Source organism: Streptomyces luomodiensis (assembly GCF_031679605.1).
GTDB classification, from domain to species: Bacteria; Actinomycetota; Actinomycetes; order Streptomycetales; family Streptomycetaceae; genus Streptomyces; species Streptomyces luomodiensis.
The window spans coordinates 8,980,366-9,006,186 of record NZ_CP117522.1; the positions used below are offsets into that span (position 1 = coordinate 8,980,366).

A 25,821-nucleotide genomic window follows, 5' to 3' on the forward strand; every position below is an offset into this window, starting at 1 on the left:
ACCCCTTCCCTCCGGGGGTTCGAACTCTGACCGCGCGGGGCGGGGCGCCACGCGCGAGCGCGGACGACGGTACGGCCGTGCGGAGGTGTAGCCCCGGCCGCTTCCGGGCACCCGCGCCCCAGCAAGGATCACGCCTACCAGGACAGCGGGCCCGGTTCGCACCCTCTGGCCGGGCCGCGGAACAGGAAGGCCATGAGCAGCGGTTTCATGGGGCCGGGAGGCTTCGGTCCAGACCCGTTCGAGGAATTCATGGCGCGATTCCTCGGCGGCGGGCCGCGTCCCGGCCTCCGGCACATCGACATCGGCCGCCTGATGAGCGGCCCCGCCCGGCAACTCGTCGTGGACGCGGCCTCCTACGCCGCCGAGCACGGCAGTGCCGATCTGGACACCAAGCATCTGCTGCGCGCCGCGCTGGCCACCGAGCCTACCCGGGGGCTGCTGGCGGGGGCGGGCGCCGACACCGAGGCGCTGGCCGCGGAGATCGACCGGATGAGCGGCGACGGACCGCCGCGGACCCAGCTGTCGGTCACTCCCGCCGTCAAGCGCGCCCTGTTGGAGGCCCATGAACTGGCGCGCGCCGGTGGCGCCGGCTACATCGGCCCCGAGCATGTGCTCGGAGCGCTGGCCGCCAACCACGACTCCACGGCCGGCCGCATTCTCAACTCCCTGCCGCTGGACCCCACGGCGGCCCAGCGCGGACCGCAGAGCACGCCGGGCCGGCCGCCGTCGGCCACCGGGGCCGGGCAGCAGTCCGGCCGGCGCCATGACACGCCCACCCTCGACAAGTTCGGCCGCGATCTGACCGACCTCGCCCGCGCGGGCCGTATCGACCCGGTCATCGGCCGTGAGCAGGAGATCGAGCAGACCGTGGAGGTGCTGTCCCGCCGGGGCAAGAACAACCCCGTGCTGATCGGCGACGCCGGTGTCGGCAAGACCGCCATCGTCGAAGGGCTCGCCCAGCGCGTGGCCGAGGGAGACGTCCCCGACATCCTGCTCGACCGCCGGGTCGTCGCCCTGGACATGTCCGCCGTCGTGGCCGGCACCCGCTACCGCGGCGACTTCGAGGAGCGGCTGAGCGGCATCATCGACGAGATCCGCACCCACTCCGACGAGCTGGTCGTCTTCATCGACGAGTTGCACACCGTGGTCGGCGCGGGAGCGGGCGGCGAGGGCGGTTCCATGGACGCCTCCAACATGCTCAAGCCCGCCTTGGCCCGTGGCGAACTCCATGTCATCGGCGCCACCACGCTGGAGGAGTACCGCCGCCACATCGAGAAGGACGCGGCGCTGGCCCGCCGGTTCCAGCCCGTCCTGGTCCCCGAGCCGTCCGCCGCCGACGCGGTGGAGATCCTGCGGGGTCTGCGCGACCGCTACGAGGCCCACCACCAGGTCCGGTTCACCGATGAGGCGCTGCTCGCCGCAGTGGAGCTGTCCGACCGCTATCTGACGGACCGCTTCCTGCCCGACAAGGCCATCGACCTGATGGACCAGGCCGGCGCCCGGGTGCGCCTGCGCTCCCGTACCAAGGGGACCGATACGCGCGCCCTGGAACGGGAGATCGAGCAGCTGACCCGGGACAAGGACCAGGCGGTGGCGGCCGAAGAGTACGAGCGGGCCACCGAACTGCGCGACCGCCTCGGTGAGTTGAGCCGCCGGATGGAGGCCGACGGCGGCACGGAGCCCGATGACGGGCAGGGCCTGGAGGTCACCGCCGAGGACATCGCCGGGGTGGTCTCCCGGCAGACCGGCATTCCGGTCAGCAGCCTCACCCAGGAGGAGAAGGACCGGCTGCTCGGCCTGGAGGAACACCTGCGCACCCGCGTCATCGGACAGGACGAGGCCGTCGGCGCCGTCGCCGAGGCGGTGCTGCGCTCCCGGGCCGGACTGGCCGACCCCGGCCGCCCCATCGGCAGTTTCCTCTTCCTCGGCCCGACCGGCGTCGGCAAGACCGAACTCGCGCGGGCGCTGGCCGAGGCGCTGTTCGGCAGCGAGGAGCTGATGGTGCGTCTGGACATGAGCGAGTACCAGGAGAAGCACACCGTCAGCCGGCTGGTCGGCGCTCCACCCGGGTACGTCGGCCACGAGGAGGCCGGGCAGCTCACCGAGGCCGTGCGTCGCCGCCCCTACGCGCTGCTGCTGCTGGACGAGGTCGAGAAGGCCCACCCGGACGTCTTCCACACCCTCCTCCAGGTGCTCGACGACGGCCGGCTCACCGATGCCCACGGCCGCACGGTCGACTTCCGCAACACGGTCGTGGTGATGACCAGCAACCTCGGCTCCGAGGCCATCGCGGGGCACGGCGCCGCCCTCGGCTTCAAGGCCGCGGACGCCGAGACGGACGAGCAGGCCCGGCGCGAGCGCGTGCTGCGACCGCTGCGCGAGCACTTCCGTCCCGAGTTCCTCAACCGCATCGACGAGATCGTGGTCTTCCGCCGGCTCACGGACGAGCATCTGCGCGAGATCACCGACCTGCTGCTGGAGGAGACCCGGCGCCGGCTGCGGGTGCAGGACGTCACCGTCGAGTTCGCCCCGGAGGCCGTCGACTGGATCGCGCGGCGCGGCCATGAACCCGCGTACGGGGCCCGGCCACTGCGCCGCACCATTCAGCGACAGGTCGACAACGGTCTGTCGCGGATGCTGCTGGACGGTGCCCTCTCCCCGGGCGACCGGGTCCGGGTGGACGTCGCGGACGGACACCTGGCGTTCCGCACGGATACGGCCGCGAACGGGAAGCGGCTCTGACACGCACGGCCCACCGCCGTATCGTGGAAAACAAGGCGAAACGGCCGGAAAGGAGTGCATCGGACATGGATCAGAGGAACCCGAACGCGGACCCCGACCGCACTCCTGGGCTCCGGCCGGGCGAAGCGGACCCCGACCGCACTCCTGGGCTCCAGCCGAGCGGGCTCGTACCCCCGGGGGAGACCCCACCGGCCGAAGGCAGCACCCCGGACGCGGGTCCGCAGGAGACGTACAACCCCACGAAAGGCTGGGCGAAGGGACCCACGATCGTCATCCTCGCCCTGGTGGTGCTGTTCGTGGCCTTCTGCCTCGCGTTCGCGATCACCCTCTGAGGGCGGGGCCCGTCAAAGGGCCTATGCCTATGAGGGCCTATGAGAGGGGGTCCGGGCCTCGAGCGGCGCCGGACCCCCTGTCTGGGTTTCCTCAGTCGGCTTCGGCCGGCGGATCAGCCGCCGACGCGGGCCTTCAGCAGCCGCTTGCCCAGCTCGGCGCCCTTGCGGCTGTCGGCCTGGGCCTTGCGGAACAGCTCCGCGACCTCGGTGTCGTTGGCGCGTTCCGCGTCCTGGATGTAGGTCTCCATGCGCAGCGCGTTGCTCAGGCACGCCTCGACGTACCAGATCAGGTTGTAGTCCTTGTCCTTGGTGCCGGTGGCCTCGCCGGTCTCGGCCGTGTGGGTCATGGCGTCTCTCCTTTCCCGTGACGCGTCGCCGAGTGCCCCTGATCGCCGTGGTGATGCGTAGGTGCGCCGCCACATCGCACCCGACGTTCGCCTTTCGCGGTGGCCGGGAAAACGTGCAGGGACGCGAAGGAGGTCTGTTGATGCGTGAGGACGACCACGAGGCGCCGGGAGAGGACGGCCGGGAGGCGCGGTCCGGCCGGGTGGAGACCAGGGAGGAGCGGGCCGACCGCAAGTGGGCCGAGCTGCTCCAGGAGGTGAGGGTGACGCAGACGGGCGTGCAGATCCTGTTCGCGTTCCTGCTCACGGTCGCCTTCACCCCGCGCTTCCAGGGCCTCGGCCAGGTGGACCGGACGATCTACGTGGTGACCGTCCTGCTCGGCGCGGCGGCCACCGGCGCGTTGATCGCACCGGTCTCGTTGCACCGGATCGTCACCGGCCGGCGGCTGAAGCCGGAAACGGTGGACTGGGCCGCCCGCTTCACCATGGCCGGGCTGGTGCTGCTGCTGTGCACGGTGGCGTCGGCGCTGCTGCTCATCCTGCGCGTCGTGGTGGCCCACAGCACCGCGTACTGGCTGGCGGCCGCCGCCCTGTTGTGGTTCGTGACCTGCTGGTTCGTGCCCGCCGTCTGGCTTTTCCACCGGTCGCGCAAGGGGCGCTGAGGGGCCCGGAGAACCACACCGGTCGGGGGCCGGGTCCGGTGTCGCACGGTTTTCCTTCCCTGCGGCGGGGCACCCGCCGGGCATGGATCACAAGCAGGCTCCCGTCCTGGAGGCCCTCGCCCGCTACCACGAGCGCGGGTCACTCCCGTTCACACCGCCCGGACACAAGCAGGGCCGGGGCGCCGACCCCGAGGTCGTCAAGATCCTGGGCGACGACGTGTTCCGCGCCGACGTCCTCGCCTTCGGCGGCCTGGACGACCGGCTTCAGTCGGACCGTGTGCTGGAGCGTGCGGAGGCCCTGATGGCGGACGCCGTGCACGCCGAGCACACCTTCTTCACGACCTGTGGCAGTTCGCTCTCCGTCAAGGCGGCGATGCTGGCGGTCGCCGGCCCCCACGAGACCCTGCTGGTGGGCCGGGACGCGCATAAATCAGTGGTCTCCGGCTTGATCATCTCCGGGGTCCGCCCGGTCTGGGTGGAACCCCAATGGGACGCCGACCGCCACCTCGCCCATCCACCGTCCGCCGAGTCCTTCGAGCGGGCCTTCGACGCGCATCCGGAGGCCAGGGGCGCTCTGGTGACCAGCCCCACCCCGTACGGGGCCTGCGCCGACCTGGCGCGGATCGCCGAGGTGTGCCACCGGCGCGGGCGCCCGCTGATCGTCGACGAGGCGTGGGGAGCGCATCTGCCGTTCTGCTCCGAGCTGCCGAGCTGGGCCATGGACGCGGGCGCCGACGTCTGCGTGACCAGCATTCACAAGATGGGCAGCGGTCTGGAGCAGGGCTCGGTGTTCCATCTGCGGGGCGATCTGATCGACCCGGCCGTGCTGAAGTCCTGCGCCGATCTGCTCGGCACCACCAGCCCGTCCGTGCTGCTGTTCGCGGGCATGGACGGGTGGCGTCGGCAGATGGTGACAGGCGGCGAGGACCTGCTCGGCGCGGCCTTGCGGCGGGCGCATGCGGTGCGCGAGGAGATCGAGGCCATCGACGGTCTGCACGTGGACGGGCGGGCGGACTATGTGGGCCCCGGCCTCGCCGCCGACTTCGACCCGCTGCCCGTGGTCATCGACCTGACCGGGCTCGGGGTGAGTGGCTACCGGGCGGCCGACTGGCTCCGGGAACACCACGACGTCAACGTCCACCTGGTCGACCACCGACGGATCAGCACCCAGCTGACCCACGCGGACAACGACTCGACGACCGGCGCGCTGCTGGCGGCGCTGCGCGAGCTGGCCGACCACGCCGACGAACTGCGGCCGGCTCCTGAAGTGGCCGTGCCGGCACCGGGCCGGTTGCGGATGGAGCAGTCCCGCCTGCCGCGCGACGCCTACTTCGGCTCGGTGGAGGACCTGCCCGTGGAGCGGGCGGCGGGCCGGGTGGCGGCCGAAATGGTCACTCCCTACCCGCCGGGCATCCCGGCCGTGCTGCCCGGTGAGGTGCTGGCCCAGCCGGTCCTGGACTATCTGCGCACCGGAGTGGAGGCCGGGATGAACCTCCCCGACGCGGCCGACCCCACCCTGCACACCATCCGGGTCCTGGTCGAGGGGACCGGAGCCGACTGACACACCGCCCGGCGAAGCCGAGGTGCCCGATGAGGAAGATGAGGAAGAGGAACGGAAGGAAGGACGGACGGTGAGCCAGACGCGTCCGGCGACGACGACCGGGCCGATGCCCCTGCCCACGCGGCGGGGTGAGGTGTCCGCCGCGCTGGCCGACGCCCTCGTGCGCGAGCCCGGCGAGGTGGCACTGCCCACCGGCCGCCCGCTGCGGGAGGCCGATCCGTACGGCGACGATCTCCAGCTCGCGCTGTATATGTGCTACGAGCTTCACTACCAGGGGTTCTCCGGGGTGGACGACGCGTGGGAGTGGGACCCGGAGCTGCTGCGGACGCGGCAGGCGCTGGAGCGGAGGTTCCTGGAAGCGCTGCGCCCGGATGCCACCACGCACGACGACCCGGACGCCGCCGTGGCCGGTCTGCTGGTGGAGCCCGCCGGGGGGACGGGGGTGTCGCACCATCTGCGGGACGACGGTGAGCTGTGGCAGATGCGTGAGTACATCGCGCAGCGGTCGCTGTACCAGCTCAAGGAGGCCGACCCGCATGTGTGGGCCGTGCCACGGCTGCGGGGTCAGGCCAAGGCGGCGATGGCGGCGGTGGAGTACGACGAGTTCGGCGCCGGGCGCGGGGAGCGGGTGCACGCGGAGCTGTTCGCCGACCTGATGGCCGACCTGGCCCTGGACCCGACGTACAACCACTATCTGGACGCCGCGTCGGCCCGGATGCTGGCGGTGGTCAACATGATGTCGCTGCTGGGACTGCACCGGTCGCTGCGCGGTGCCCTGGTGGGCCACTTCGCGACGGTGGAGATCACCTCGTCGCCCGCGTCCGACCGGCTGGCCCAGGCGCTGCGGCGGATGGGCGCGGGGGAGGCGGCGGTGTTCTTCTACACCGAGCACGTCGAGGCCGACGCCGTACACGAGCAGATCGTGCGCCATGAGGTGATCGGCGATCTGCTCAGGCGCGAACCCGCACTGGCCGCGGACGTGGCGTTCGGGGTCGATGCCACCGTGTTCCTGGAGGACCGGTTCGCCGAGGAGATCCTGGGGGCCTGGCGGGAGGGCCGGTCCTCACTCCGCGTCCCGCTGTGATCCGCGCCGGGACCTCGGCGGGCGGCGGCGGTGGCTGGTGTCGCACCACGGGTAGCGCGCGCTGCGGCCGCACATGCACACGGCCGCGGTGAAGCGGTCGGAGCGCACCACGCTGCCGTCGGGCAGGGTGATCTCGACCGGTCCCTCGATCAGCATCGGGCCGTCGGTCCCCATCCTCACCCGCACGGCGGGGTCACGCCGGTGCACGGCGGGGTCAGGCCTGTCGTTCGGCACGGATCACCACCAGCTCTTCCTTCCGTTCGCCCGGGGCGATCAGCCCACGGGCCTCCAACCAGGGCGCCTGCTCGCGCAGCACCGGCCCGAAGGGGACGATACGGCGGTCGGCCACCGCCGCCCGCAGTCCCGTCCGCGTCAACTGCTCGACGGTCCGCTCCGCACCGCACAGTGCCGAGTGCACCAGCAGCAGCACCCCGCCGGGACGCAGCAGCGGTGGCGCGTCCGCGCAGATCCGGTCGATCAGCGCCCGCCCGTCGGTACCGCCCCGCCAGGCCACACCCCGGCCCCGCCAGGCCACACCGTGGCCCCGGCGCCCCGCCACGGGCACATAGGGCGGGTTGGCGACGATGAGATCAAAGGTGCGGTCGGCGACCGGGGTCAGCAGATCGCCGTGGCGGACACGGACCCGCAGCCCTCTGAGGCAAGCCCGGAGCCAGGTGGCGCCCACGGCGAGCGGTGAGACATCGACCGCGGTCACCTGGGCCGCACCGCGCTCGGCCGCGGCGAGGGCCAGGGCACCGCTGCCCGTCCCGACGTCCAGAACGGACGTGTCGGCGGTGATGTTCTCCTGGAGCAGGGCCTCGGTCAACAACCACGTGTCGTCCTGTGGCGCGTACACACCGGGGGTCGCTTTGAACACCATAGGTGGCGTGTACCCACAAAGGGCACCGACGTGCACACGAACACCGACGTGCACACGAACATCGCCGGGCACACGAACCCGTCGGACACCTCGCGCCGGCGCGGCGGGACCGGCTCAGCCGGCCGGGCGGTACGGCGGGAGTTCCCCGGAGCCGCGCGGGATGAGGCGTGGCGGGAGCAGCCGTCCGGTGATGGCGCGGGAGGGGTCGGCCAGCTGCTCGATCAGCGCGGTGGCCGCCGCCGTGCCGATCGCCGCCGGGTCCTGGGCCACCACCGTCAGCCCGGGTTCGAGTTCACCGGCCAGCTCGACGTCGTCGAAACCCAGCAGGGCGATGCGGTGCTGGGCGCCGGCGCGCCGCAGCCCGCGTACGGCACCGATGGACAGCGCGTTCCGGGCGGCGATGACGGCCGTGGCCCGGCCGGAGCCGTTCGCGATCCGCTCGGTGATGTGGGCCGCCGCCTCGGTGTCCTCGACGGTGTGGTGGAGCAGCCCGGGGTCGGGAGTGAGTCCCGCTTCGGCGAGCGCCGCCTGGTATCCGGCGAAGCGCAGCCGCATCGGCGCGGACCGCAGGTCCCCGAGGTAGGCGATGTGCCGGTGGCCGTGGTCCAGCAGATGGCGGACCGCCTGGCGCATACCGCTCTCGTTGTCGCTGAGCACCGCGGGCGCGTCAAGACCTTCCGCCGGCCGGTCGACAAGCACCAGGGCCATCCCCCGCCGCAGGTGGGGGGTGAGGTAGGACTGGTCGCCGGGGGGCGGGGCGAGCAGCAGTCCGTCGACATCGCGGTCACGGAAGGCGTCGAGCAGCAGGCCCATCCGCTCGTGGTCCTCGTCGGTGCTGGCGGTGAGGACGAACGAGCCGACCGAGCGGACCACGTCCTCGACCGCGCGGTGGATGGCGGCGGAGAAGGGGTTGCCCACATCGTGCAGGATCAGCCCGATGGTCCAGGGCGAGAGATCCGGCCGGCGCAGCGAGGTGGCCACGGCGTTGCGCGCGTATCCGAGTTCGGCCACCGCGGCGAGCACCCGCTCGCGCAGATCGGCGCGGACGCGGGGATGGCCGTTGACGACGCGGGAGGCCGTCATGGGGCTGACGTTCGCGCGGGCGGCGACGTCCTTGATGGTCGGCCGGCCGCTGCCCCGGCCCGGTCGGTTCGCACCGTGGTCCGAGCCTCGCGGGTTCCGCCCCAGTGGCGCCGTGCCCCGTGCTGAGCCCACCGATTCCTCCCTCTTGACGTATGCGGAAACCCTATCGTAGCTTCCAGGTAACGTTACCTCGCTGCCACGGCAGCCCCCGTACCCACGCGTCACCGCTTCCGGGACGAGGCGGACTCGCCGCGGCGCGGTCCGTGGCTCACCGGCCACCCCCTACCTCAGCACCTGTCAGGGAACTCATCTGTGCGCGCACCGACGCGCACCCGGACGAAGGCAGGATCGATGCCTCCCCCGTCTCGACGCGCCGTCCTCGGAATGACGGCCATGGCCATCTCGGTGCCCTCCGCGCTCACGGCGTGCTCGCCGTCCGGAGGGCGGAACGGGGCGATGTCCTTCTGGAACCTATGGGGTCCGGCCAAGGGGGCGGGCGCCGCCAAACCCAGCGACTGGTTCGTCACCATGGCGCGGGAGTGGAACGCCCGGAACCGGACCAAGGTCGAGCTGACCTACTTCTCCGGCAACACCTACACCAACGGCTCCACGCTGCCCACCGCCTTCCTCGCCGACAAGGGGCCGGACATCTTCGCGCTGAGCCCCGGCGATTTCCTGCGCTACGCGAACGGCGGAGTCCTGGAGGACCTCACCCCCTACCTGACCCGCGAGGCGATCGACGACTTCGTGGACGGCGCCCTCGACACCCGCACCGTGGACGGGAAGATCTACGGACTTCCGCTGTCCCTCCAGCCCCACGCCTTCTACTACGGGATCGACGCCTGGGAGCGCTCGGGGCTGTCCGAGGGCGACATCCCGCGTACCTGGGACCAGTTCCTGTCCGTGGCGGAGCGGCTGACCACGAAGAAGAGGTTCGGCCTGACGCTGGAGACGACGCCGGGCTATCTGCAGAACTTCTGCTGGTACCCCTTCATGTGGGCCGGTGGCGCGGACGCCGTGGCACCGGACGGCACGTCGAGCGCCTTCCGGGAACCGGGCGCGGTGGAGGCGCTGCGTTTTTGGCAGGAGACCATCCAGCGAGGCGTGGCACCGCGCAGATCGCTCGGCACCGGCTCCACCGACATCACCGCCAACCTCCTCGTCGACTACTGCGGCATCCAGCACTGCGGCCCTTACGGGGCGAGCACCTTGCGCAGCGCGGCGCCGCACTTCGCATTCGGCGTGTTCAAACAGCCGGTCCCACCGGGCGGGACGTACACCACTGATGTGGGCGGCTGGGCGTTCGTGGTGAACCGGCGCGGCAGGAACCCGGAGGCGGCGGCCCGGTTCGTGGTGTGGGCGCTCGGCTCCATGGAGGAGTCCTGTGTCAAGCGCATGGCGGACTGGTGCACGGTGGCGAACAGCGACATGCCGCCGCGGAAGAGTGTGGCGCGCCTGGCGGAGCAGCGCGGCTACTTCGAGGACCCCATCATGAAGTACTTCCATGAGGAGGTCGTGCCCGGCGGACGGGGCGAGCCGCGCTATCCGCCCAACGTCTACCAGCCCATCTCCGAGGCGATCCAGGCATGCCAGCTCAGCGGCGCCGATCCGCGGGCGCGGGCCGACCGCGCGGCGGACCTCATCGAGGACGCGCTCGCCACCTACGAGGGAGCGAGGATCTTTTGATGGATGTCACCGTGGCGTCCTCCACGAGGCAACCCAGGCGGTCCGTGACGAGCGGCAGACGCCCGCTGTCGCAGCGCGGCCGTGAGACGCTCGCCGGCTATCTGTTCGTCGCCCCCAGCGTCATCGGGATGTTCGTCTTCCTGGTGCTTCCGATGATCGCGTCGCTCACCATCAGCTTCTTCCGGGTGTCCGGGTTCGGGGACTACGAGTTCATCGGCCTGGACAACTACCGGACACTGCTGTCCGACCCGGTCTTCGCCTCCTCGCTGAAGACCACCGGGCTGTTCACCCTGGCGTTCGTGCCGACGCTCTTCACGGTGAGCCTGTGTCTCGCCCTGCTGGTGAAGAAGCAGCGGCGCGGCATCGGGCTGCTGCGCAGCCTGTTCTTCGCCCCGAACGTCGTGAGCCTGGTCGTGGTGGGTCTGGTGTGGCAGTTCCTGCTGACCGACCATGTCGGCGCGGTCAACCGCTCGTTGGAGCGGATGGGCCTGTCCGGCGAGTCCTGGCTGGGCAATCCCCGGTACGCGCTGTTCGCGGTCGTGGTGATCAGCGTGTGGTTCTTCATGGGCTACTACATGATCATTTTCCTCAACGGGCTCCAGGACATCCCCTCCGCCTACTACGAGGCCGCCCGGCTCGACGGCGCGGGGCGCTGGCGGTCGTTCTGGAACGTGACCTGGCCGCTGCTCCGGCCCACCAGCCTGTTCGTGCTCGTCATGACCACCCTGACGGCGATCGGGGCCGCCGGGATCTTCGACCTCATCTACGTCATGACCAAGGGCGGCCCCGACTACAGCACCCAGGTCGTCATGTTCTACATCTACCAACGGGCCTTCCAGCTGAACGACTTCGGCTACGCGGCGGCCATGGCGGCCGTGGTCTCGTTCGCCCTCATGATCATCATGTTCGTCATGCTGCGCATCACCAAGGGAGGGAAGGTCGATGCCTGACACCGCCCGGCCGCCACGGCGACAGCCGTCCCGCCTCGGCCCGACGGCCGTCTGGGGGAGCATCGCCTTTCTCGCGCTGCTGACCGTCGCCCCGCTGCTCTACATGGTCTCCACGGCCTTCAAACAGGCCAAGGACGTCTACACGCCGGACCTCATACCCGGTTCCCCGACCCTGGACAACTTCCGCTACATCTTCTCCGAGATCCCCATCCTGCGGTATCTGTTCAACTCGTTCCTGGTCGCCGCCGTCGTCACCGTGCTGTCCCTGTTCTTCCACTCGATGGCCGGCTACGCCCTGGCCAGGCTGAAGTTCCGGGGCCGTGACACCATCTTCTCCGGCATCTACGCCACGCTGCTCATCTCGCTGCCGCTCATCATGGTGCCGCTGTTCCTCGTCGCGAAGACACTCGGCATCCTCGACTCCTACCTCGGGATGATCCTCCCGGCCGTCTTCAACGCCTTCGGCATCTTCTTCCTGCGGCAGTTCTATCTGAGCTTCCCGGACGATGTGGAGGAGGCCGCGCGACTCGACGGATGTGGCTACTGGCGCATCTACTGGCAGGTGATCCTGCCCATGAGCAGGCCCCTGCTGACCGCCCTGGCGGTCTTCTTCTTCCTGGGCACCTGGAACTCCTTCCTGTGGCCGCTGACGATCGTCCAGAACCCCGATCTCATTCCGGTCCAGGTCGGGATCTCCAACTTCCAGGGACAGTTCTCGGCCGCCTGGAACTACTCGATGGCGGCCTCGACGGTGGCGGCGCTGCCCACCCTGATCCTCTTCTTCGTCTTCCAGAAGCAGTTCACCGAGACCATCAAGACCTCCGGCGGCCGCTGACCGCCACCCGCCCCGGAACCACTCCAGCCACCGGACCGACCGAAACTCACACCGCGAAGGACACCATGCAGACCCAGCCGTATCCGTTCCCCCTGACGCCCGCGCCGGGCATGTCGAGCCGCGCCATCACCGCGGAGAACCCGTCCGGGCAGAAGGGCGCCGGCGGCCGGGCGGCCTCCGCCCTGGGCCCCGGGCGCAAGGGACGCCCCTGCGTCGACCTGCCCAGCGGCGAGACCACGGTGATCGCGGACATCCCGGGGGCCGGTGTCATCACCCACATCTGGATCACCTGCCCCGCGCACACCGACGCCGTGGGCTTCGTCCTGCGGGACCTCGTGGTGCGCGCCTACTGGGACGGGGACGACCAGCCCGCCGTCGAGGCGCCGCTGGGCGACTTCTTCTGCAACGGCAACGGCGCACGGGCGCTGCTGACCTCGCAGCCGGTCACCGTGGCCCCCACCGGCGGCATGAACGCCTACTTCCAGATGCCGTTCGCCGACGGGGCCCGCATCACCGTCACCAATGAGCACCCCGCGGACATCACGGGGTTCTTCTTCCAGATCGACTACGTCTCGGTGCCCGAACTGCCCGAGCACACCCCGCGCTTCCACGCGCAGTGGCGGCGGCAGCGGACCACGGTGCCCGGCCGCGACTACGTCGTCCTGGACGGGGTGACCGGCGCCGGACGGTATCTCGGCACCTTCCTGTCCATCGTGGCGCTGGAACGCTACTGGTGGGGAGAGGGCGAGATGAAGTTCTTCATCGACGGCGACACCGACTTCCCCACCATCTGCGGCACCGGAACGGAGGACTACGCCGGAGGCGCCTGGGCGTTCCAGAACAAGCTCTCGGCCACCGAGGAGCCCGACGTCCTGACCTTCTCCGCACCGTATTTCGGATACCCGCAGTACGAGACCCGCGATGTCTCCCAGGGCGCCCCCTACGCCACCGCCATGGCACCGCACCACGGCCTCTACCGCTGGCACCTCGCGGACCCCGTCTACTTCGCCCAGGACCTCAAGGTGACGCTCCAGCAGATCGGCCAGGTCGGCACCGGCCTCTTCGAGCGGAGCGACGACGTGTCGTCCGTCGCCTACTGGTACCAGCACGGCGGCGCCGTCGCCGCCCCCGCGTTCCCGTCCCGGGCCGAGCGCACCCCCCGCTGAGTCAGCGCTGGTAGCGGTCGAGGATCCGCCGGCCGTCGCCGACGAGGCGGTCACGCAGTTCGCCGACGCCGAAGGCACCGTTGTAGAACTGCTGATAGGCCGGGGTGGCGACCTTGTCCTTCCACTCGGCGTAGCCGCGGATCCCGAGCGCCGGGGACGGGCGCAGGGCGGCCGCGACGTCGACGCCCGTCTTCCAGCCGTACCGGCGGGCGTTGATGGCCGGGTCCTTCAGCGCCCGCGCGCTGGTGGGCAACAGCCAGTCGCCGCGGGCGAGGTCGGCCTGGTGGTCGGCCCGGTTGAGGAAGGCGATGAAGTCCACGGCGGCCTGCTTGTGGCCGCTGTCCCGCGCGACCGAGAGCGTCTGCGGCGCGACGCCCTGGGCGAGGCCGTCCGCGCCGCCGCCGCTCGGCATGGGCAGGACCGTCCAGTCGAAGCCGTCGGGCGCCTGCTGCCGCACTTGCTGCCGGTAGGAGAAGTTGAGCGGCAGCATGGCGTAGCGGCCGGCGAAGAAGCCGGGCAGGGTGTCCGCGCCCGCCATGCCCAGGCCCGTGGTGGGCGCGGTGCGGTCCTCGTTGACCTGCCGTTGGATGAGCCGCGGTACGGCCGATTCGGCCGGGCCGAAACGGAGCCGGTTCTTGCCGTCCGGGCCCTTGACGAAGACCTTGCCGCCGGTGGACAGGGACAGGTTCATGGACTGGGTGACCGGCTCCTTCAGGGACCAGGCCACCCCGTAGGTGTCGGTCCTGCCGTCGTGGTTCCGGTCGCGCGTCAGCTCCTTGCTCACCGTCTCGAACTCGGCCCACGTCCAGGGGTGCCGGGCCGTGGGGATGCGGACGTCCGCCTGCCGGAGCAGCGCGATGTTGGCGATCAGGACGCGGGGCTCCTGGAGGAACGGGACGCCGTAGACGCCCCCCTGGTACGTCGTGGTCTGCCAGGCGGTCCGGGGGATGTCGGCGCGCAGTTCCTCCGGCAGGTAGGGGGTCAGGTCGGTGAGGTAGCCGCCGGACGCGAAGTCGGTGAGGTCGGTGGCGTCGTCGTGGATGATGTCCGGCGCCTCACCGCCCTCGAAGGAGGTCAGCAGCTGGTCGTGGACGGTGGTCCAGCTGCCCTGGACGTACCGGACCCGGACATCGGGGTGGGCCTGGTTCCACTGCCGTACCAGTCGCTTGTTGGCGTCGACGGACTGCTTCTGCCAGGCCAGGCTGAGGAATTCGAGCGTGACCTCGCCATCGGCGGTGTCCGGGGAGGGGCCCCCGCAGCCGGCCAGGAGGCTGAGCGAGACGATGGCGGCCACGCCCGGAAGGGCCGCCCGCGGCGCCCTCTTCGCACCTGTCATGCCTTCACCGCCCCGGCGAGCATGCCACCCACCAGCCGGCGCTGGAGCAGTGCGAAGAACACCAGGCTGGGGAGGGTGGCGAGGACCGAGGCTGCGGCCAGGGGACCGAGGTCCGCGACTCCCTCGGTGCCCAGGAAGTGGGTGAGGATCACGGACATGGTCTGGTTCTCCGGTGACTTGAGGAGGACGAGGGCGAAGAAGAACTCGTTCCAGGCGGTGACGAAGGAGAACATGAGCGTGGCCACCAGACCGGGGGCGAGCAGGGGCAGCACCACGCTGCCCAGCGTGCGCAGGCGGCCGGCCCCGTCCACCGCGGCCGCCTCCTCCAGCGAGCGCGGCACCGCCTTGATGTACCCCTGGAGCATCCAGAGGGAGAAGGGCAGGTTCCACACCACGTACACGGCGATGAGGCCGGCGATGCTGTCGATCAGGTGCAGGTTCTTCAGCACCAGGAACAGCGGGATGATCACCAGGATGAACGGGAACATCTGGCTGACCAGGATCCAGACCGTGCCCACCCGGCCGGCCCACGACCGGTGGCGCGCCATGGCGTACGCGGCGGGCACCGCTGTCGCGACCGAGACCAGCGCGGCGGTGGCCGCCACCACCAGGCTGTTGAGCGCGGCGTGCAGCAGCGGCTGGGCCTCGAACGCGGCCCGGTAGTTGTCCCAACTGGGGTCCTCCGGCAGCCAGCTGGGGTGCAGGGAGCCCAGCTCCCGTGTCGATTTGAAGGACGTCGACAGCAGCCACAGCAACGGGAAGGCCAGGAAGACCAGATAGCAGCCGAGGGCCAGGTACTGACCGGTGCCGCCCGCGATGCGCAGCGCGCGCACCTTGGCGGGGGTGGGCGAGGAGGCACCGGTCATACCGCGTCCTCCGTCAGCTTCTTGCGCAGGAACAGGGTGAGCAGGACCGCGATCACGGCGACCATGACCAGTCCCATGGCCGCGGCGTACCCGAACTGGCCGTAGGTGAACGCCTCTTCGTAGGCGAACAGCATCGGGAGCCGGGTCTGTCCGCCCGGCCCGCCCTGGGTGAGGACGTACACCAGGCCGAAGGAGTTGACGTTCCAGATGAAGTTGAGCGCGGTGATCGACACCACCACGGGCCTGAGCGCCGGCCAGGTGACCGTGGTGAAGCGGCGCCAGATTCCCGCACCGTCCAGGTGCGCCGCCTCACGCAGTTCACGCGGGACGTTCTGGAGACCGGCCAGCAGCACCACGGTCGTCTGGGGCATGCCCGCCCACACACCGACCACGATGACCGCCGGCAGGGCGTAGGACAGATCGGCCAGCCAGTCGACGTTCTCGTGGAGGAGGCCGGTCCGGGTGAGCGTGTCGTTCAGGATGCCCGCGTCGGAGTGGTAGACCAGGCGCCACATGATGCCGACGACGACCTCGGGCATGGCCCACGGCACGAGCGCCAGGGTCCGGGCCAGCCAGCGCAGCCGGAGGTTCTGGTCGAGCAGCAGCGCCAGGCCGAGGGCCAGCGCGAACTGGAGCGCGGTCACGCAGACGGCCCAGGTCAGGCCGATGGTGAAGGAGTCCCAGAACAGGGAGTCGAACCGCAGGTCGGAAAGGTTGGCCAGGCCGATGAACCGGGTGGGGGTGGTGCGGCCGCTCTGCGCGTCGGTGAAGGCGAGCGCGACGCCGTACAGCAGGGGTCCCACGCTGAGCACCAGGACGGGGATCAGCGCGGGAAGCAACAGGAACCACGTGCCCCGGTCCAGGCCGAGCGCCCGCCTGCGCTGGGCGGCGGTGCGGGGCGGTGGGGTTCCGCGGCCACCCGGGACGTCGTCGGCCCGGGAAGCGGTGAGACTCATGTGAACCTCGTGGTCGGTGATCGCCCAGTATCGTGGCGGTCACCCGAGGCGCCGTCAACGGACCGGACACGTGACGCGGCTCACGGGCCGTGCGCCTTCCGGTGGGCGGCCCCGCGGACGGGGCCGTGCCCACCCCGTCCGCGCGGTGACGCCGGCCACCCCGCGCCCGGGGGCGGTCCGGCCGGTCCGCCTCAGTCCTGCTGCGGTACGGCCATCTCCCCGAGGCGGGACCAGTCGTCCTGGTCCACGGTCACATTGACGATCCGGGGCGTCTCCACGAGGTGGGGAGGCAGCGTCCGCCGTGCCGTGGTGAAGTGGTCGGACTGGACGTGCGCCGCCCCGGCCTCGTCGTCGCGGAACGCCTCGGTCAGCACGTACTCGGTGGGGTCGTCGATGCTGCGGGACCAGTCGAACCACAGGCACCCCGGCTCGTCGCGGGTCGCGTGGGTGAACTCGCGGGTGATCTCGGGCCAGGCGTCCGCGTGCTCGGGCAGGACGCGGAACTTGGCGGTGATGAAGATCATGATGCTCCCGGTGGGTAGGTCTTGTCAGGTTCGTCGGTTCGGTTGTGCCCGGTCGGGCGGGTCGGTCGGCCGGGTGGGTCGCTTCGGGTGGACGGGCAGGCGGTCATCATGAGGCCGTCGCCCTCGCTCGGGCCATGATGACCGCGGCCGCTCCGCGACCCGGGCCACCCGCCGCTCCTCAGCGCGGCGGACCGCCGGGCCGGGTCAGGGAACGAGGATCGCGCGTCCGCGGACCCGGCCGGCGTCGAGGTCGTCCAGGGCGTCCTGGAACCGCTCGAGCGGGTACACGCTGGTGTGCAGCCGGACCCGTCCCTGGGCGGCGAGCACCATCAGCTCGCACAGATCGTTGTAGGAGCCGACGAGGTTGCCGATGAAGTTGATCTCGGTGGAGATGATGTCGATCGTCGGTACGTCGATGTTCTCGCCGTATCCGACCACGTGGTAGTCGCCCGCGCGGCGCAGCATCCGCACACCGTCCCGGGTCGCTCCGCCCTCGCCCACGAAGTCGATCACGACCTCGGCTCCCTGGCCGCCGGTCAGCTCGAGCACCTCGGGCACCTGCTGCCCAGCGGCGACGACACCATGGTCGGCGCCGAGGGAGGCGGCCAGCTTCACCGCGTCGGGGTTGCGGTCGACCACGATGATCTCGGCGGCCGTGATCGCCCTCAGCGCCTGCACCCCGATGTGCCCGAGCCCGCCCGCGCCGATGATCACGCAGCGGTCGCCCGGCCGCAGCTTCCGGGCGGCCTTGGCCACGGCGTGGTACGCGGTCAGCCCCGCGTCGGCCAGCGCCGCCACATCGGCCGGCTCCAGGGAGTCGTCGATGCGGACGACGCTGCGGGCGGAGGTCTTCAGATACTCGGCGTAGCCGCCGGCGGTGTCGATACCGGGGAAGAGGCTCTGCTCGCAGTGGACGTCGTCGCCGGACCGGCACGCCCGGCACAGCCCACAGGTGACCAGCGGGTGGACGATGACCTTGTCGCCCTCGGCCACGTTGGTGACGGCGCTGCCGACCGCGTGCACCCAGCCGGCGTTCTCGTGCCCGATCGTGTAGGGCAGCGTCACCCCGGACTTCTCGGCCCACTGTCCCTCGAGGATGTGGAGGTCGGTGCGGCACACGCCCGCCCCGCCGATCTTGACGATCACGTCGTACGGGCCGGTGACCGAGGGGGCCGGTACGTCGGCCATCTCCAGGTTCCGGCCGTACCCCACAACCTGGACTGCTTTCACGAGACGCGCTCCTTCGAAGGGGAGGGGACACAGGTGGGATCGGTGGCGTCCACCGCCCGGGGGGACTGGTCGGCCGCGGACTCCGGATAGCGGGTGCGCAGCAGCCCGCGGCAGAAGTGCGCGTTGCCGTCGATCGAGACGCGGACCGAGCGGGCGAACCGCAGGCGCAGCGGGATCTCGTCCGGCGGCCAGGGGTGCCCGTGCTCGTCCACCAGGACCAGGTCGGACGGTGCCACACCGAGGCCGAGCGCCGCGCGCCGGCGCAGCAGCGCGTGCGTCGTCGCCATGTCGGGGAGGTCGCCGAGCACCACCTCGTGCAGCTTCTCCTCGGTCAGGGCGGGGTCCTGCCGCAGCAGCGAGGTGAGGACCCGCTCCATCGCCGCGGTATGGGCCTTGCGGCGGAAGATCAGCCGCAGCTCGTCCAGGCTCTCCTCGGCCTCCGCGCCGAACGTGCCCCGGTAGTCGGCGTCGGCGGCCAGCCCGCGGTTGATCAGGTCCGAGTCATGGTGGTCGTCGAGCAGCACCGTGACCGCCTCGACGCCCGGCAGGGCCGCCAGGGCGTCCTTGGCGTCGGACGCCATGAGGTAGGCGAAGTTCGGGGAGCAGAACGAGGTCGGCAGCCGCAGGCGCACCGTCAGCCGGCGGTCGGCGTCGACGTCGATGGACCGGACGAAACCGAGATCGGTGATCGGTTCGTCCAGCTCGGGATCGAAGACGGTGTCGAGCGCCTTCCTGGCCTGTTGGACCAGTGGCGGGGCGGACACCTCCTGGGTCAGTGGACGGGCGGCCACCTCAGACCCCCGCCGGCTGGGCCACGGTGTACTCGGCGGGCACCTCGATGTCGTACATCGCCGCCGCGTTCAGCCCGAGGATCTTCTTCTTCTGGGCCACGGTGATCGGCGGGTACTCGCCCTGCATGTCCTCCGGTATCTGGAAGTCGACGAACCGCTCGATCAGCCACTTGGGCGTCCACAGCGCGTAGTCGCTGGAGAACTGGATGCGGTTCTCGTCCAGCCAGTACAGCAGCTCGCCGATGATCTGCGCGAAATACCGCGGACGGGTGTGGATGAAGGGGATGGCGACCGCCAGGCCCGCGTGCACATTCGGCTCCTGGGTGGCGATCCAGCAGAAGTCCTCGAGCCGGGGCAGCCCGCAGTGCTCGACGACGAAATTCATGTCCGGGAATTGCGTGGCGACCTTGTCCACGTCCGCGACGTCGAACGCGTCCCGGTCCAGGGGCCGGATCGTCGGTCCCTTGTGGATGTGGATGTTCTTGATGCCCATCTCCTGGGCCGCCTCCAGGTACCGGTAGGACCACGGATCGTCCAGTTTGTACCCGCGCGAGTCGCCGTGCCATTCGGCCGTGTAGAGCTTGGCGCCCTTGAGCTGGAACCGCTCGGCGTCCCGCCGGAGCTGGTCCAGCCCCGCCTGCTCGAAGCGCGGGTCCCAGTAGTGGTTGTAGGTCAGCTTGTCGGGGTGGCGTTGGGCCAGTGCGAAGGCTTCCTCGGTCTGCCCGAAACCGTTGCGGTAGAACGCCCCGAGACGGGCCGGCTGGAAAATGGCGTGGTCGACGTATCCGTCGATGAAGAGGTCCTTCATCAGCCGCTCGCCGCCCTGGTAGAGGTATTCCTCGTACGGCCACTTCTCCGAGGCCGGGCTGAGGTTCTGGTGGTAGTCGTAGAAGCAGTCGATGAACTGCTTGCCGTGAATGTTGAGCTGGTTCTCGGGGCGCGCGTCCCACAATGCGATATGCGCGTCCACGATGAAGTAGTTCTCGCCGTCCTTGCTGTACATATCGGTCTCCGTCCCGGTGATGACCGTGTCTTGGAAGGTGACGTTAGGCAGGTCGGTGTTCACCGGGGAGCCGTCGGTTGTCTCACTTTGAGACAACCGACCGGGGGCACGTGGCGGTCCCCGCAGTAGCCTGACCGCCTGTTGACGCACGGGCTCTTCATGGAGGTCGCGGTGGACCATCACGGCAACCCGGCACCACTCCCGCCGTACGGGGCGACGGACGGCGAAGCAGCCGTCCTGGCACCCCGCCTGCGCGCCTCATGGCAGCGCAGCAGGCGGTACGGGGTGACGCCGGAGGAGATGCAGCCGGTGTTCACGGGCTCGGTGGACACCGAATCGCTGCTGTACGAATGCGGCCACGAGGTGCTGCAAGGGCTGCGCGCCACCCTCGCCGACGAACCGGTCAGCATGATGATCACCAGCAGTGACGGGCTGGTGCTGTGCAGACTGTGCGACGATCCCTCGATCAACCGGTCGCTGGACCGGGTCAATCTGGCACCCGGCTTCTACTTCGCCGAGAGCAACGCCGGCACCAACGGGCTCGGGCTCGCCCTGGCCGACCGGGCGCCGACGCTGGTACGGGCCGATGAGCACTACTGCACGAGCCTGCGCGGATACACCTGCGCCGCGGTACCGGTCCTCGACCCGATCACCGGCGACCTCGCCGGCAGCGTCAACCTCACCACCTGGTCCGACTCCTCCTCGGCGCTGCTGCTGGCCCTCGCGCAGGCCGCGGCCGGGAACACCACGGCCCTCATGCTGGCCCGCGGCAGCGGCAGAAGGGCCCGCCCGGCCCCGCGCGGCGAGGTGTTCCAGGTGTACCCGGGACGTGCCCGGCACGGCAGCGAGACGCCGCTGCTGTCCTCCCGCTGGATGGACGCGGTCGCGGAGGCGCGGGCGGCGATGACCCAGGGGCAGCTCCTGGCCGTCGTCGGTGAGCCGGGCGCGGGCAAGGCGGCCCTCGCCTCGATCGCCCGGCGGGAGATCAAGCCACGGGAGCGCCTGCTGTGCGCCCGTCCGCCGGCCGCCACGGACGTCGACTTCTGGCTGACCCTCTGGGCCCCCGAACTGGCCAAGGACGACACCTGTGTGATCACCGCCGGCGTGGACACGCTCCCCGCGTGGGTGGCCGAGGAGCTGGCGCGGCTGCTCACCACCGCGCCCCGTACGCACACGGAGACCGGCCGACGGACTCTGCAGCCGTCCGTCATCACGGCCGAGGACTATTCGAGCATCCCCGAGCCCCTGCGTGTCCTGGTCGGCGCCGTGGTGGAGGCCCCTGCCCTGCGGTGGCGCCCCGACGACGTCCTCCCGCTCGCCCACCACTTCGCACACCAGCACCGGAGCCGCCCGGTCACCTTCTCCGCGGCGGCGGCCCGCGCCCTGGCCGACTACCACTGGCCGGAGAACGTGAAGCAACTACAGCGCGTGGTGCGCGACGCGGCGTCGCGTACGGACGTGGTGGACCTCAGGCATCTCTCCAGCGAGATCTTCGCGAGTCCGGGACGGCGGCTGAGCCGCATCGAGGCCCTCGAACGGGAGGAGATCGTGCGCTGTCTGACCGAGCCCGGGACGACCATGGCACGTGCGGCGGACAAACTCGGCATGAGCCGCGCGACCATCTACCGCAAGATGGCGCGGTACGACATCAAGATGCCGGGCCGCACACCACGCACCCGCTCATGAGGACGGGACCGCCGCGGGTCAGTGGGGTGCCACGGCGGGTGTGCCCTTCTTACGGGCGCGGTAGGCGGCTGCCTTGATCTTGTTCCCGCAGGACTCCATACCGCACCACTGCCGGCGCATGCCGCGCGAGCGGTCGATGTAGACGCGGGTGCACTCGGGGTTGCCGCACTCCTTGAGCAGCGGCACGTCCGGCCCGCTCAGCACCTCGACCGCATGGCGCGCCACCACCGACAGCGCTTCGACCGGCGTCGCTTCCGTCCGGCGCCCGGAGCGAGTGAGCCGGGGCACCGCCGAAGGCTCGCGGGCCGCGTCGTTCACCACGGCCAGCGCCTCGTCGTCGAACTCCTCCCCGAGGCGGCGCGCGGTCACCAACTGGTAGATGGCCTCCCGCACGCTCGTCGCCAGCTCGACGTCGGCCCGCCGGCTGGGCGACGACACCACATCGACGATGCCCGATTCCACGTACCACGCGTCCAGCCTGTCCGGTGTCACGAACATCTCGAACCGCGCCGAGCGGCGCGCGCGCAGCGTCGCGGCGAAGTCGAGGGCCGGGTTTCCGCAGACGAAGACATGGTTCAGGTTCACGTCACCATACTGGCGGGTGACTGCTGTGCCGGCAAGGTCCGGCTGCCACGGCGGCGTTCACCGCAGCCGGAGCTCCCGGCCCTGCCAGCGCTTCCGCAGCCAGCGGTCGTGGCTGGCCAGGACGATCGCACCGGGGCCGGTGCCGAACGCGGCCTCCAGTTCGTCGCACAGCCGTGGCGACAGATGGTTCGTGGGCTCGTCGAGCAGCAGCAGTTCCGGAGGGCGCGCCACCAGGAGCGCCAGCGCGAGCCGACGGCGCTGGCCGACCGACAACCGCCCCACCCGCTTGTCCAGGTCCGCCTCGTGGAGCAGGCCCAGTGAGGTCAGCGGGACCGCCTCCGCCCGCTCGGCGCCGAGGAAAAGCTCATAGGTGTCCCGGACGGTCCGGTCCGGTCGGTCGAAGGCGGTGTCCTGCGCCAGCAGCTCCACCGTCAGCCCCCGCCGTCGCCGTACCTCACCCTCCGCCGGGAGCCGCCCGGCGAGCACCGTCAGCAGGGTCGACTTGCCCACCCCGTTTCCTCCCGTGACCAGCAGGCGCTCGGTCGCCGACACATCGAGGCGGCCGATGGTGAGCCGGCCCGGCACCCGCACCTCGCGCAGCGAGACGACGGTGCCGGCCGCCGACCCTTCGGCGAGCGCGGTGCGCCGGAAGCGCAGCGGCCGCGGCGGCTCACCGATCTGGGCGCGTTGCAGTTCGTCCAGTCTGCGGGCGGCGTTGCGCACCCGCCGGGAGATCTGGCTCTGCACCCGGCCGGCGCGGTGGCCGTAGCCCATCTTCTCGTTGTCCCGCCGCTCGCGGTCCGGGGCGACCAGCCGCGCGGTGACCTGGGCCGACCGGCGCAGCGCCGCCAGTTCCTCCTGCTCCTCGGCGTACCGCTGCTCCCAGCGCGCTCGCTCCGCCTCCTTCTCGGCCAGATAGGCGCTGTAGTTGCCGCCGTACCGGACCGGACCGTCCATCGCCGGGTCGAGGTCGATCAGATCCGTACAGACGGCGTCGAGGAAGGCCCGGTCGTGGCTGGCCACCACCACGGCCCCGGGCAGGCCGCGCACCTGTTCCTCCAGGAAGGCGGCGGCGCTGTCGTCGAGGTGGTTGGTCGGCTCGTCCAGCAGCAGTGCCGAAGGCCGCCGGACCAGCAGCGCGGCCAGCGCCAGCCGGCCGCGCTGCCCGCCGGAGAGCGAGCCGAGCGACCGGTCGTGCCGGACCGTGCCGAGGCCCAGCCCGTCGAGCACGATCGCGGCGCGCCGGTCGGCGTCCCACGCCTGTCGCTCCTGAGCGCCTTCGAGCCGCGCGCCGTAGGTGTCGAGCAGTTCGGCGTAGCCGGGGGAGTCCTGCGGGGTGCGGGCGAGCCGCTCGGTGAGGCGCTCGAGCTCCGCGAGGTCCTCGCGTGCCTCGCGCAGGGCGTCGTCCAGTACGTCGGCCATCGTCGCCGTGGCGTCGAACGGCATCTCCTGGTGCAGGAAGCCCAGGTCGGCCGGGCGCGTGACGCTCCCGGCGTCGGGCTCGTCCACCCCGGCGAGCAGACGCAGCAGGGTCGACTTGCCGGCACCGTTCTCCCCGATCAGGCCGATGCGGTGACCGGGGGACGCGGTGAGGGAGAGCCCGTCGATGACCCGGCGGGTGCCGAGCGTACGGACGAGGTCGTGGGTGAGCAGGGCGGGCTGGGGCATGGTGGTGGCCTCCAACGTGATCGTTTTCTTGGCCCGCCGGGTGACCCACCTCGGGCGCGGGCCCGGTCGACACGTCAGCGGTTCACACCTCCGGGGCCCCGGTTTCCGTCAGCTCGCCGTCGGCCAGCCGCAGCCAGCGGTCCACGCCGATCCGGGTGAGGAACCGCTCGTCGTGGCTGACCACCACGAAGGCCCCCTGGTAGGAGCCCAGGGCGCTCTCCAGCTGGCCCACGCTGACCAGGTCGAGGTTGTTGGTCGGCTCGTCCAGCAGCAGCAGTTGCGGGGCCGGTTCGGCGCACAGGACGCAGGCCAGGGTGGCCCGCAGCCGCTCGCCGCCGGACAGCACCCCGACCGGGAGATGGGCGCGGAAACCCCGGAAGAGGAAGCGGGCGAGCAGGTTCATGCGCTCCGCCTCCGCCCTGTCCGGGGCGAACGCGGCGAAGTTCTCGGCCACGGTGCGGTCGAGGTCCAGCAGGTCGAGCCGCTGCGAGAGGTAGGCGATCCGCCCGTCGGCCCGCGCCACCTGCCCGCCGTCCCTCTCGAGGTCGCCGTTGACCAGGCGCAGCAGCGTGGTCTTGCCCGCGCCGTTGGGACCGGTCAGGGCGATCCGTTCGGGACCGCGGATCGACAGGTCCACGCCCTCCCCGGCGAACAGGGGCCGTTCGCCGTGGCGGACCTGCAACCGCTCGCCGAGGAAGACGGTGCGCCCGGCCGGGAGGCTGGTGTCCGGCAGATCCAGGGTGATGCGCTGTTCGTCGCGCAGGGCACGTCCCGCCTCGTCCAGCCGGGCCTTGGCCTCGCTGACCCGGGCGGCGTGCATCTGCCCCGCCCGCCCGGCGGCCTCCTGGGCGCCTCGTTTCATGTTCCCGGCGAAGATACGGGGCAGGCCCGCGCTCTTGAGGTTGCGGGCGGCGTTGCTCGCGCGCCGCTCGGCGCGTTCGCGCGCCTGCTGCATCTCCCGCTTCTCCCGCTTCAGCTCCTGCTCCGCGTTGCGGACGTTTCGTTCGGCGGCCTCCTGCTCGGCCCGCACGGCCGCTTCGTACTCGGTGAAGTTCCCTCCGTAACCGCGCAGTTCACGGGGGCCGAGTTCGGCGATGCGGTCCATGCGGTCCAGCAGCGCGCGGTCGTGGCTGACCAGCAGCAGACAGCCGGTCCAGTCCGTCAGCACCTCGTAGAGCGTGTGGCGTGCGTCGAGGTCGAGGTTGTTGGTCGGTTCGTCGAGCAGCAGCACATCGGGCCGCTTCAGCAGCTGGGCCGCCAGGCCGAGCGAGACGACCTGACCGCCGCTGAGCGTGTTCAGGCTCCGGTCGAGGGCGAGGTGGCCCAGGCCGAGCCGGTCCAGCTGGGCGCGGGTGCGTTCCTCGATGTCCCAGTCGTCGCCGATGGTCGTGAAGTGCTCCTCGCTCACGTCCCCGGATTCGACGGCGTCCAGGGCCCGGATGACCTCGGCCACGCCCAGGACCTCGGCCACCGTGAGGTCACCGGTCAGCGGCAGGCTCTGCGGGAGGTAGCCGAGCGTGCCACTCACCGACACCGACCCGGTGGCGGGCCGCAGTTCACCGGCGATCAGCTTGAGCAGGGTGCTCTTGCCGGAGCCGTTGGGCGCGACCAGACCGGTGCGTCCGCCGCCCACGGTGAAGGACAGGTCTGCGAAGACCGGTGTGTCGTCGGGCCAGGAGAAGGACAGGTTCGAGCAGATGACGGAGGCGTCGGACATGAAAGAGACCTCGAATGCGATACGGGCACACGGACAAGTGCCGCCCGGAACATGGAAAAGGGGAGACGACCGCATGGCCACGACGGCGATGCTCCTGGGCACCGGCCGGTGGCCTGTCAGATCCGGGTATCACC

24 protein-coding genes are annotated in these 25,821 nt (G+C 70.9%); 10 read left to right on the plus strand and 14 right to left on the minus strand.

Translation table 11 applies throughout. The features are described from left to right. The first annotated feature begins 192 nt into the window (after positions 1 to 192). Together PS467_RS37805 and PS467_RS37810 are read left to right on the plus strand one after the other, a co-directional pair. A complete protein-coding gene (locus PS467_RS37805; protein WP_311039035.1) occupies positions 193 to 2,742 on the plus strand; it encodes an ATP-dependent Clp protease ATP-binding subunit in 2,550 nt (849 codons plus the stop codon). A gap of 65 nt (positions 2,743 to 2,807) precedes the next feature. Then, a complete protein-coding gene (locus PS467_RS37810) occupies positions 2,808 to 3,074 on the plus strand; it encodes a DUF6480 family protein (protein WP_311039036.1) in 267 nt (88 codons plus the stop codon). 113 nt (positions 3,075 to 3,187) lie between these two features. Here PS467_RS37810 and PS467_RS37815 read toward each other — a convergent pair whose 3' ends face one another. Continuing rightward, the gene (locus tag PS467_RS37815) at positions 3,188 to 3,421 is read right to left on the minus strand and encodes a hypothetical protein (RefSeq protein ID WP_311039037.1); all 234 of its coding nucleotides are present in this window, start codon (positions 3,419 to 3,421) and stop codon (positions 3,188 to 3,190) included. A 140-nt stretch (positions 3,422 to 3,561) separates the two neighbouring features. Between PS467_RS37815 and PS467_RS37820 the strand changes: the two genes are divergently transcribed. The 3 genes from PS467_RS37820 (at position 3,562) to PS467_RS37830 (ending at position 6,725) form a co-directional block, all read left to right on the plus strand. After that, positions 3,562 to 4,080, plus strand: coding sequence for a DUF6328 family protein (locus PS467_RS37820; RefSeq protein ID WP_311039038.1), 519 nt, complete (start codon positions 3,562 to 3,564; stop codon positions 4,078 to 4,080). Between the two features lie 82 nt (positions 4,081 to 4,162). Continuing rightward, the gene (locus PS467_RS37825) at positions 4,163 to 5,641 is read left to right on the plus strand and encodes an aminotransferase class I/II-fold pyridoxal phosphate-dependent enzyme (RefSeq protein ID WP_311039039.1); all 1,479 of its coding nucleotides are present in this window, start codon (positions 4,163 to 4,165) and stop codon (positions 5,639 to 5,641) included. 106 nt (positions 5,642 to 5,747) lie between these two features. Then, complete coding sequence (locus tag PS467_RS37830) at positions 5,748 to 6,725, plus strand: iron-containing redox enzyme family protein (protein WP_311040085.1); 978 nt, start codon at positions 5,748 to 5,750, stop codon at positions 6,723 to 6,725. On the opposite strand, the gene PS467_RS37835 is transcribed toward PS467_RS37830, so the two are convergent. From PS467_RS37835 to PS467_RS37845, 3 genes are all read right to left on the minus strand, one after another. Further along, on the minus strand, positions 6,705 to 6,899 hold the full coding sequence (locus tag PS467_RS37835; RefSeq protein WP_311039040.1) for a CDGSH iron-sulfur domain-containing protein: 195 nt from the start codon (positions 6,897 to 6,899) through the stop codon (positions 6,705 to 6,707). The genes PS467_RS37830 and PS467_RS37835 overlap by 21 nt on opposite strands. A 40-nt stretch (positions 6,900 to 6,939) precedes the next feature. Then, the gene (locus PS467_RS37840) at positions 6,940 to 7,605 is read right to left on the minus strand and encodes a HemK2/MTQ2 family protein methyltransferase (protein ID WP_311039041.1); all 666 of its coding nucleotides are present in this window, start codon (positions 7,603 to 7,605) and stop codon (positions 6,940 to 6,942) included. Positions 7,606 to 7,719: 114 nt separating this feature from the next. Continuing rightward, a complete protein-coding gene (locus tag PS467_RS37845) occupies positions 7,720 to 8,967 on the minus strand; it encodes a LacI family DNA-binding transcriptional regulator (protein ID WP_311039042.1) in 1,248 nt (415 codons plus the stop codon). 177 nt (positions 8,968 to 9,144) lie between these two features. Between PS467_RS37845 and PS467_RS37850 the strand changes: the two genes are divergently transcribed. The 4 genes from PS467_RS37850 to PS467_RS37865 all read left to right on the plus strand — a co-directional run bounded on the left by PS467_RS37850 (position 9,145) and on the right by PS467_RS37865 (position 13,325). After that, positions 9,145 to 10,374: an ABC transporter substrate-binding protein gene (locus PS467_RS37850; RefSeq protein WP_311039043.1), complete on the plus strand. Its 1,230-nt coding sequence runs from the start codon at positions 9,145 to 9,147 to the stop codon at positions 10,372 to 10,374. Positions 10,375 to 10,418: 44 nt separating this feature from the next. After that, positions 10,419 to 11,324, plus strand: a complete 906-nt coding sequence (locus PS467_RS37855) for a carbohydrate ABC transporter permease (RefSeq protein WP_311039044.1) — start codon at positions 10,419 to 10,421, stop codon at positions 11,322 to 11,324. Further along, positions 11,317 to 12,159 carry a carbohydrate ABC transporter permease gene (locus PS467_RS37860; protein WP_311039045.1) on the plus strand — a complete coding sequence of 281 codons (843 nt, stop codon included), beginning with the start codon at positions 11,317 to 11,319 and terminating at the stop codon, positions 12,157 to 12,159. The genes PS467_RS37855 and PS467_RS37860 overlap by 8 nt, the downstream gene beginning before the upstream one ends. Before the next feature lie 65 nt (positions 12,160 to 12,224). Next, entirely contained in the window at positions 12,225 to 13,325 is a 1,101-nt protein-coding gene (locus tag PS467_RS37865) for a glycoside hydrolase family 172 protein (protein ID WP_311039046.1), read from the plus strand. 1 nt (position 13,326) lies between these two features. On the opposite strand, the gene PS467_RS37870 is transcribed toward PS467_RS37865, so the two are convergent. The 7 genes from PS467_RS37870 to PS467_RS37900 all read right to left on the minus strand — a co-directional run bounded on the left by PS467_RS37870 (position 13,327) and on the right by PS467_RS37900 (position 20,094). Further along, positions 13,327 to 14,661, minus strand: coding sequence for an ABC transporter substrate-binding protein (locus tag PS467_RS37870; protein ID WP_311039047.1), 1,335 nt, complete (start codon positions 14,659 to 14,661; stop codon positions 13,327 to 13,329). Beyond that, the gene (locus PS467_RS37875; RefSeq protein ID WP_311039048.1) at positions 14,658 to 15,527 is read right to left on the minus strand and encodes a carbohydrate ABC transporter permease; all 870 of its coding nucleotides are present in this window, start codon (positions 15,525 to 15,527) and stop codon (positions 14,658 to 14,660) included. Before PS467_RS37875 ends, PS467_RS37870 begins: the two co-directional genes overlap by 4 nt. Beyond that, entirely contained in the window at positions 15,524 to 16,483 is a 960-nt protein-coding gene (locus PS467_RS37880) for a carbohydrate ABC transporter permease (protein WP_311039049.1), read from the minus strand. The genes PS467_RS37875 and PS467_RS37880 overlap by 4 nt, the downstream gene beginning before the upstream one ends. A 191-nt stretch (positions 16,484 to 16,674) precedes the next feature. Beyond that, positions 16,675 to 17,007, minus strand: a complete 333-nt coding sequence (locus PS467_RS37885) for a putative quinol monooxygenase (protein WP_311039050.1) — start codon at positions 17,005 to 17,007, stop codon at positions 16,675 to 16,677. Positions 17,008 to 17,211: 204 nt separating this feature from the next. Next, entirely contained in the window at positions 17,212 to 18,237 is a 1,026-nt protein-coding gene (locus tag PS467_RS37890; RefSeq protein ID WP_268976222.1) for an NAD(P)-dependent alcohol dehydrogenase, read from the minus strand. Next, complete coding sequence (locus PS467_RS37895) at positions 18,234 to 19,028, minus strand: metal-sulfur cluster assembly factor (RefSeq protein WP_311039051.1); 795 nt, start codon at positions 19,026 to 19,028, stop codon at positions 18,234 to 18,236. The genes PS467_RS37890 and PS467_RS37895 overlap by 4 nt, the downstream gene beginning before the upstream one ends. A 1-nt stretch (position 19,029) precedes the next feature. After that, positions 19,030 to 20,094 (minus strand): amidohydrolase family protein, encoded by a 1,065-nt coding sequence (locus tag PS467_RS37900; protein ID WP_311039052.1) that lies wholly within the window; start codon positions 20,092 to 20,094, stop codon positions 19,030 to 19,032. Positions 20,095 to 20,172: 78 nt separating this feature from the next. On the opposite strand from PS467_RS37900, the gene PS467_RS37905 reads away from it, so the two are divergent. Next, complete coding sequence (locus tag PS467_RS37905; protein ID WP_311039053.1) at positions 20,173 to 21,717, plus strand: AAA-type ATPase lid domain-containing protein; 1,545 nt, start codon at positions 20,173 to 20,175, stop codon at positions 21,715 to 21,717. Positions 21,718 to 21,735: 18 nt separating this feature from the next. Here the strand turns inward: PS467_RS37905 and PS467_RS37910 are convergent, their stop codons facing one another. The 3 genes from PS467_RS37910 to abc-f all read right to left on the minus strand — a co-directional run bounded on the left by PS467_RS37910 (position 21,736) and on the right by abc-f (position 25,687). Further along, positions 21,736 to 22,302 (minus strand): CGNR zinc finger domain-containing protein, encoded by a 567-nt coding sequence (locus PS467_RS37910; RefSeq protein ID WP_311039054.1) that lies wholly within the window; start codon positions 22,300 to 22,302, stop codon positions 21,736 to 21,738. A 57-nt stretch (positions 22,303 to 22,359) separates the two neighbouring features. Further along, on the minus strand, positions 22,360 to 23,970 hold the full coding sequence (locus tag PS467_RS37915) for an ABC-F family ATP-binding cassette domain-containing protein (RefSeq protein WP_311039055.1): 1,611 nt from the start codon (positions 23,968 to 23,970) through the stop codon (positions 22,360 to 22,362). A gap of 82 nt (positions 23,971 to 24,052) precedes the next feature. Then, positions 24,053 to 25,687 carry a ribosomal protection-like ABC-F family protein gene (gene abc-f / locus PS467_RS37920; protein WP_311039056.1) on the minus strand — a complete coding sequence of 545 codons (1,635 nt, stop codon included), beginning with the start codon at positions 25,685 to 25,687 and terminating at the stop codon, positions 24,053 to 24,055. Positions 25,688 to 25,821 lie beyond the last annotated feature (134 nt).

Bases quoted from the DNA above. Each gene is read 5' to 3' on its own strand.
- PS467_RS37805 (WP_311039035.1), top strand. From the start codon at position 193: ATGAGCAGCGGTTTCATGGGGCCGGGAGGCTTCGGTCCAGACCCGTTC.
- PS467_RS37810 (WP_311039036.1), top strand. From the start codon at position 2,808: ATGGATCAGAGGAACCCGAACGCGGACCCCGACCGCACTCCTGGGCTC.
- PS467_RS37815 (WP_311039037.1), bottom strand. From the start codon at position 3,421: ATGACCCACACGGCCGAGACCGGCGAGGCCACCGGCACCAAGGACAAG.
- PS467_RS37820 (WP_311039038.1), top strand. From the start codon at position 3,562: ATGCGTGAGGACGACCACGAGGCGCCGGGAGAGGACGGCCGGGAGGCG.
- PS467_RS37825 (WP_311039039.1), top strand. From the start codon at position 4,163: ATGGATCACAAGCAGGCTCCCGTCCTGGAGGCCCTCGCCCGCTACCAC.
- PS467_RS37830 (WP_311040085.1), top strand. From the start codon at position 5,748: ATGCCCCTGCCCACGCGGCGGGGTGAGGTGTCCGCCGCGCTGGCCGAC.
- PS467_RS37835 (WP_311039040.1), bottom strand. From the start codon at position 6,899: ATGGGGACCGACGGCCCGATGCTGATCGAGGGACCGGTCGAGATCACC.
- PS467_RS37840 (WP_311039041.1), bottom strand. From the start codon at position 7,605: ATGGTGTTCAAAGCGACCCCCGGTGTGTACGCGCCACAGGACGACACG.
- PS467_RS37850 (WP_311039043.1), top strand. From the start codon at position 9,145: ATGTCCTTCTGGAACCTATGGGGTCCGGCCAAGGGGGCGGGCGCCGCC.
- PS467_RS37860 (WP_311039045.1), top strand. From the start codon at position 11,317: ATGCCTGACACCGCCCGGCCGCCACGGCGACAGCCGTCCCGCCTCGGC.
- PS467_RS37865 (WP_311039046.1), top strand. From the start codon at position 12,225: ATGCAGACCCAGCCGTATCCGTTCCCCCTGACGCCCGCGCCGGGCATG.
- PS467_RS37870 (WP_311039047.1), bottom strand. From the start codon at position 14,661: ATGACAGGTGCGAAGAGGGCGCCGCGGGCGGCCCTTCCGGGCGTGGCC.
- PS467_RS37875 (WP_311039048.1), bottom strand. From the start codon at position 15,527: ATGACCGGTGCCTCCTCGCCCACCCCCGCCAAGGTGCGCGCGCTGCGC.
- PS467_RS37880 (WP_311039049.1), bottom strand. From the start codon at position 16,483: ATGAGTCTCACCGCTTCCCGGGCCGACGACGTCCCGGGTGGCCGCGGA.
- PS467_RS37885 (WP_311039050.1), bottom strand. From the start codon at position 17,007: ATGATCTTCATCACCGCCAAGTTCCGCGTCCTGCCCGAGCACGCGGAC.
- PS467_RS37915 (WP_311039055.1), bottom strand. From the start codon at position 23,970: ATGCCCCAGCCCGCCCTGCTCACCCACGACCTCGTCCGTACGCTCGGC.
- abc-f (WP_311039056.1), bottom strand. From the start codon at position 25,687: ATGTCCGACGCCTCCGTCATCTGCTCGAACCTGTCCTTCTCCTGGCCC.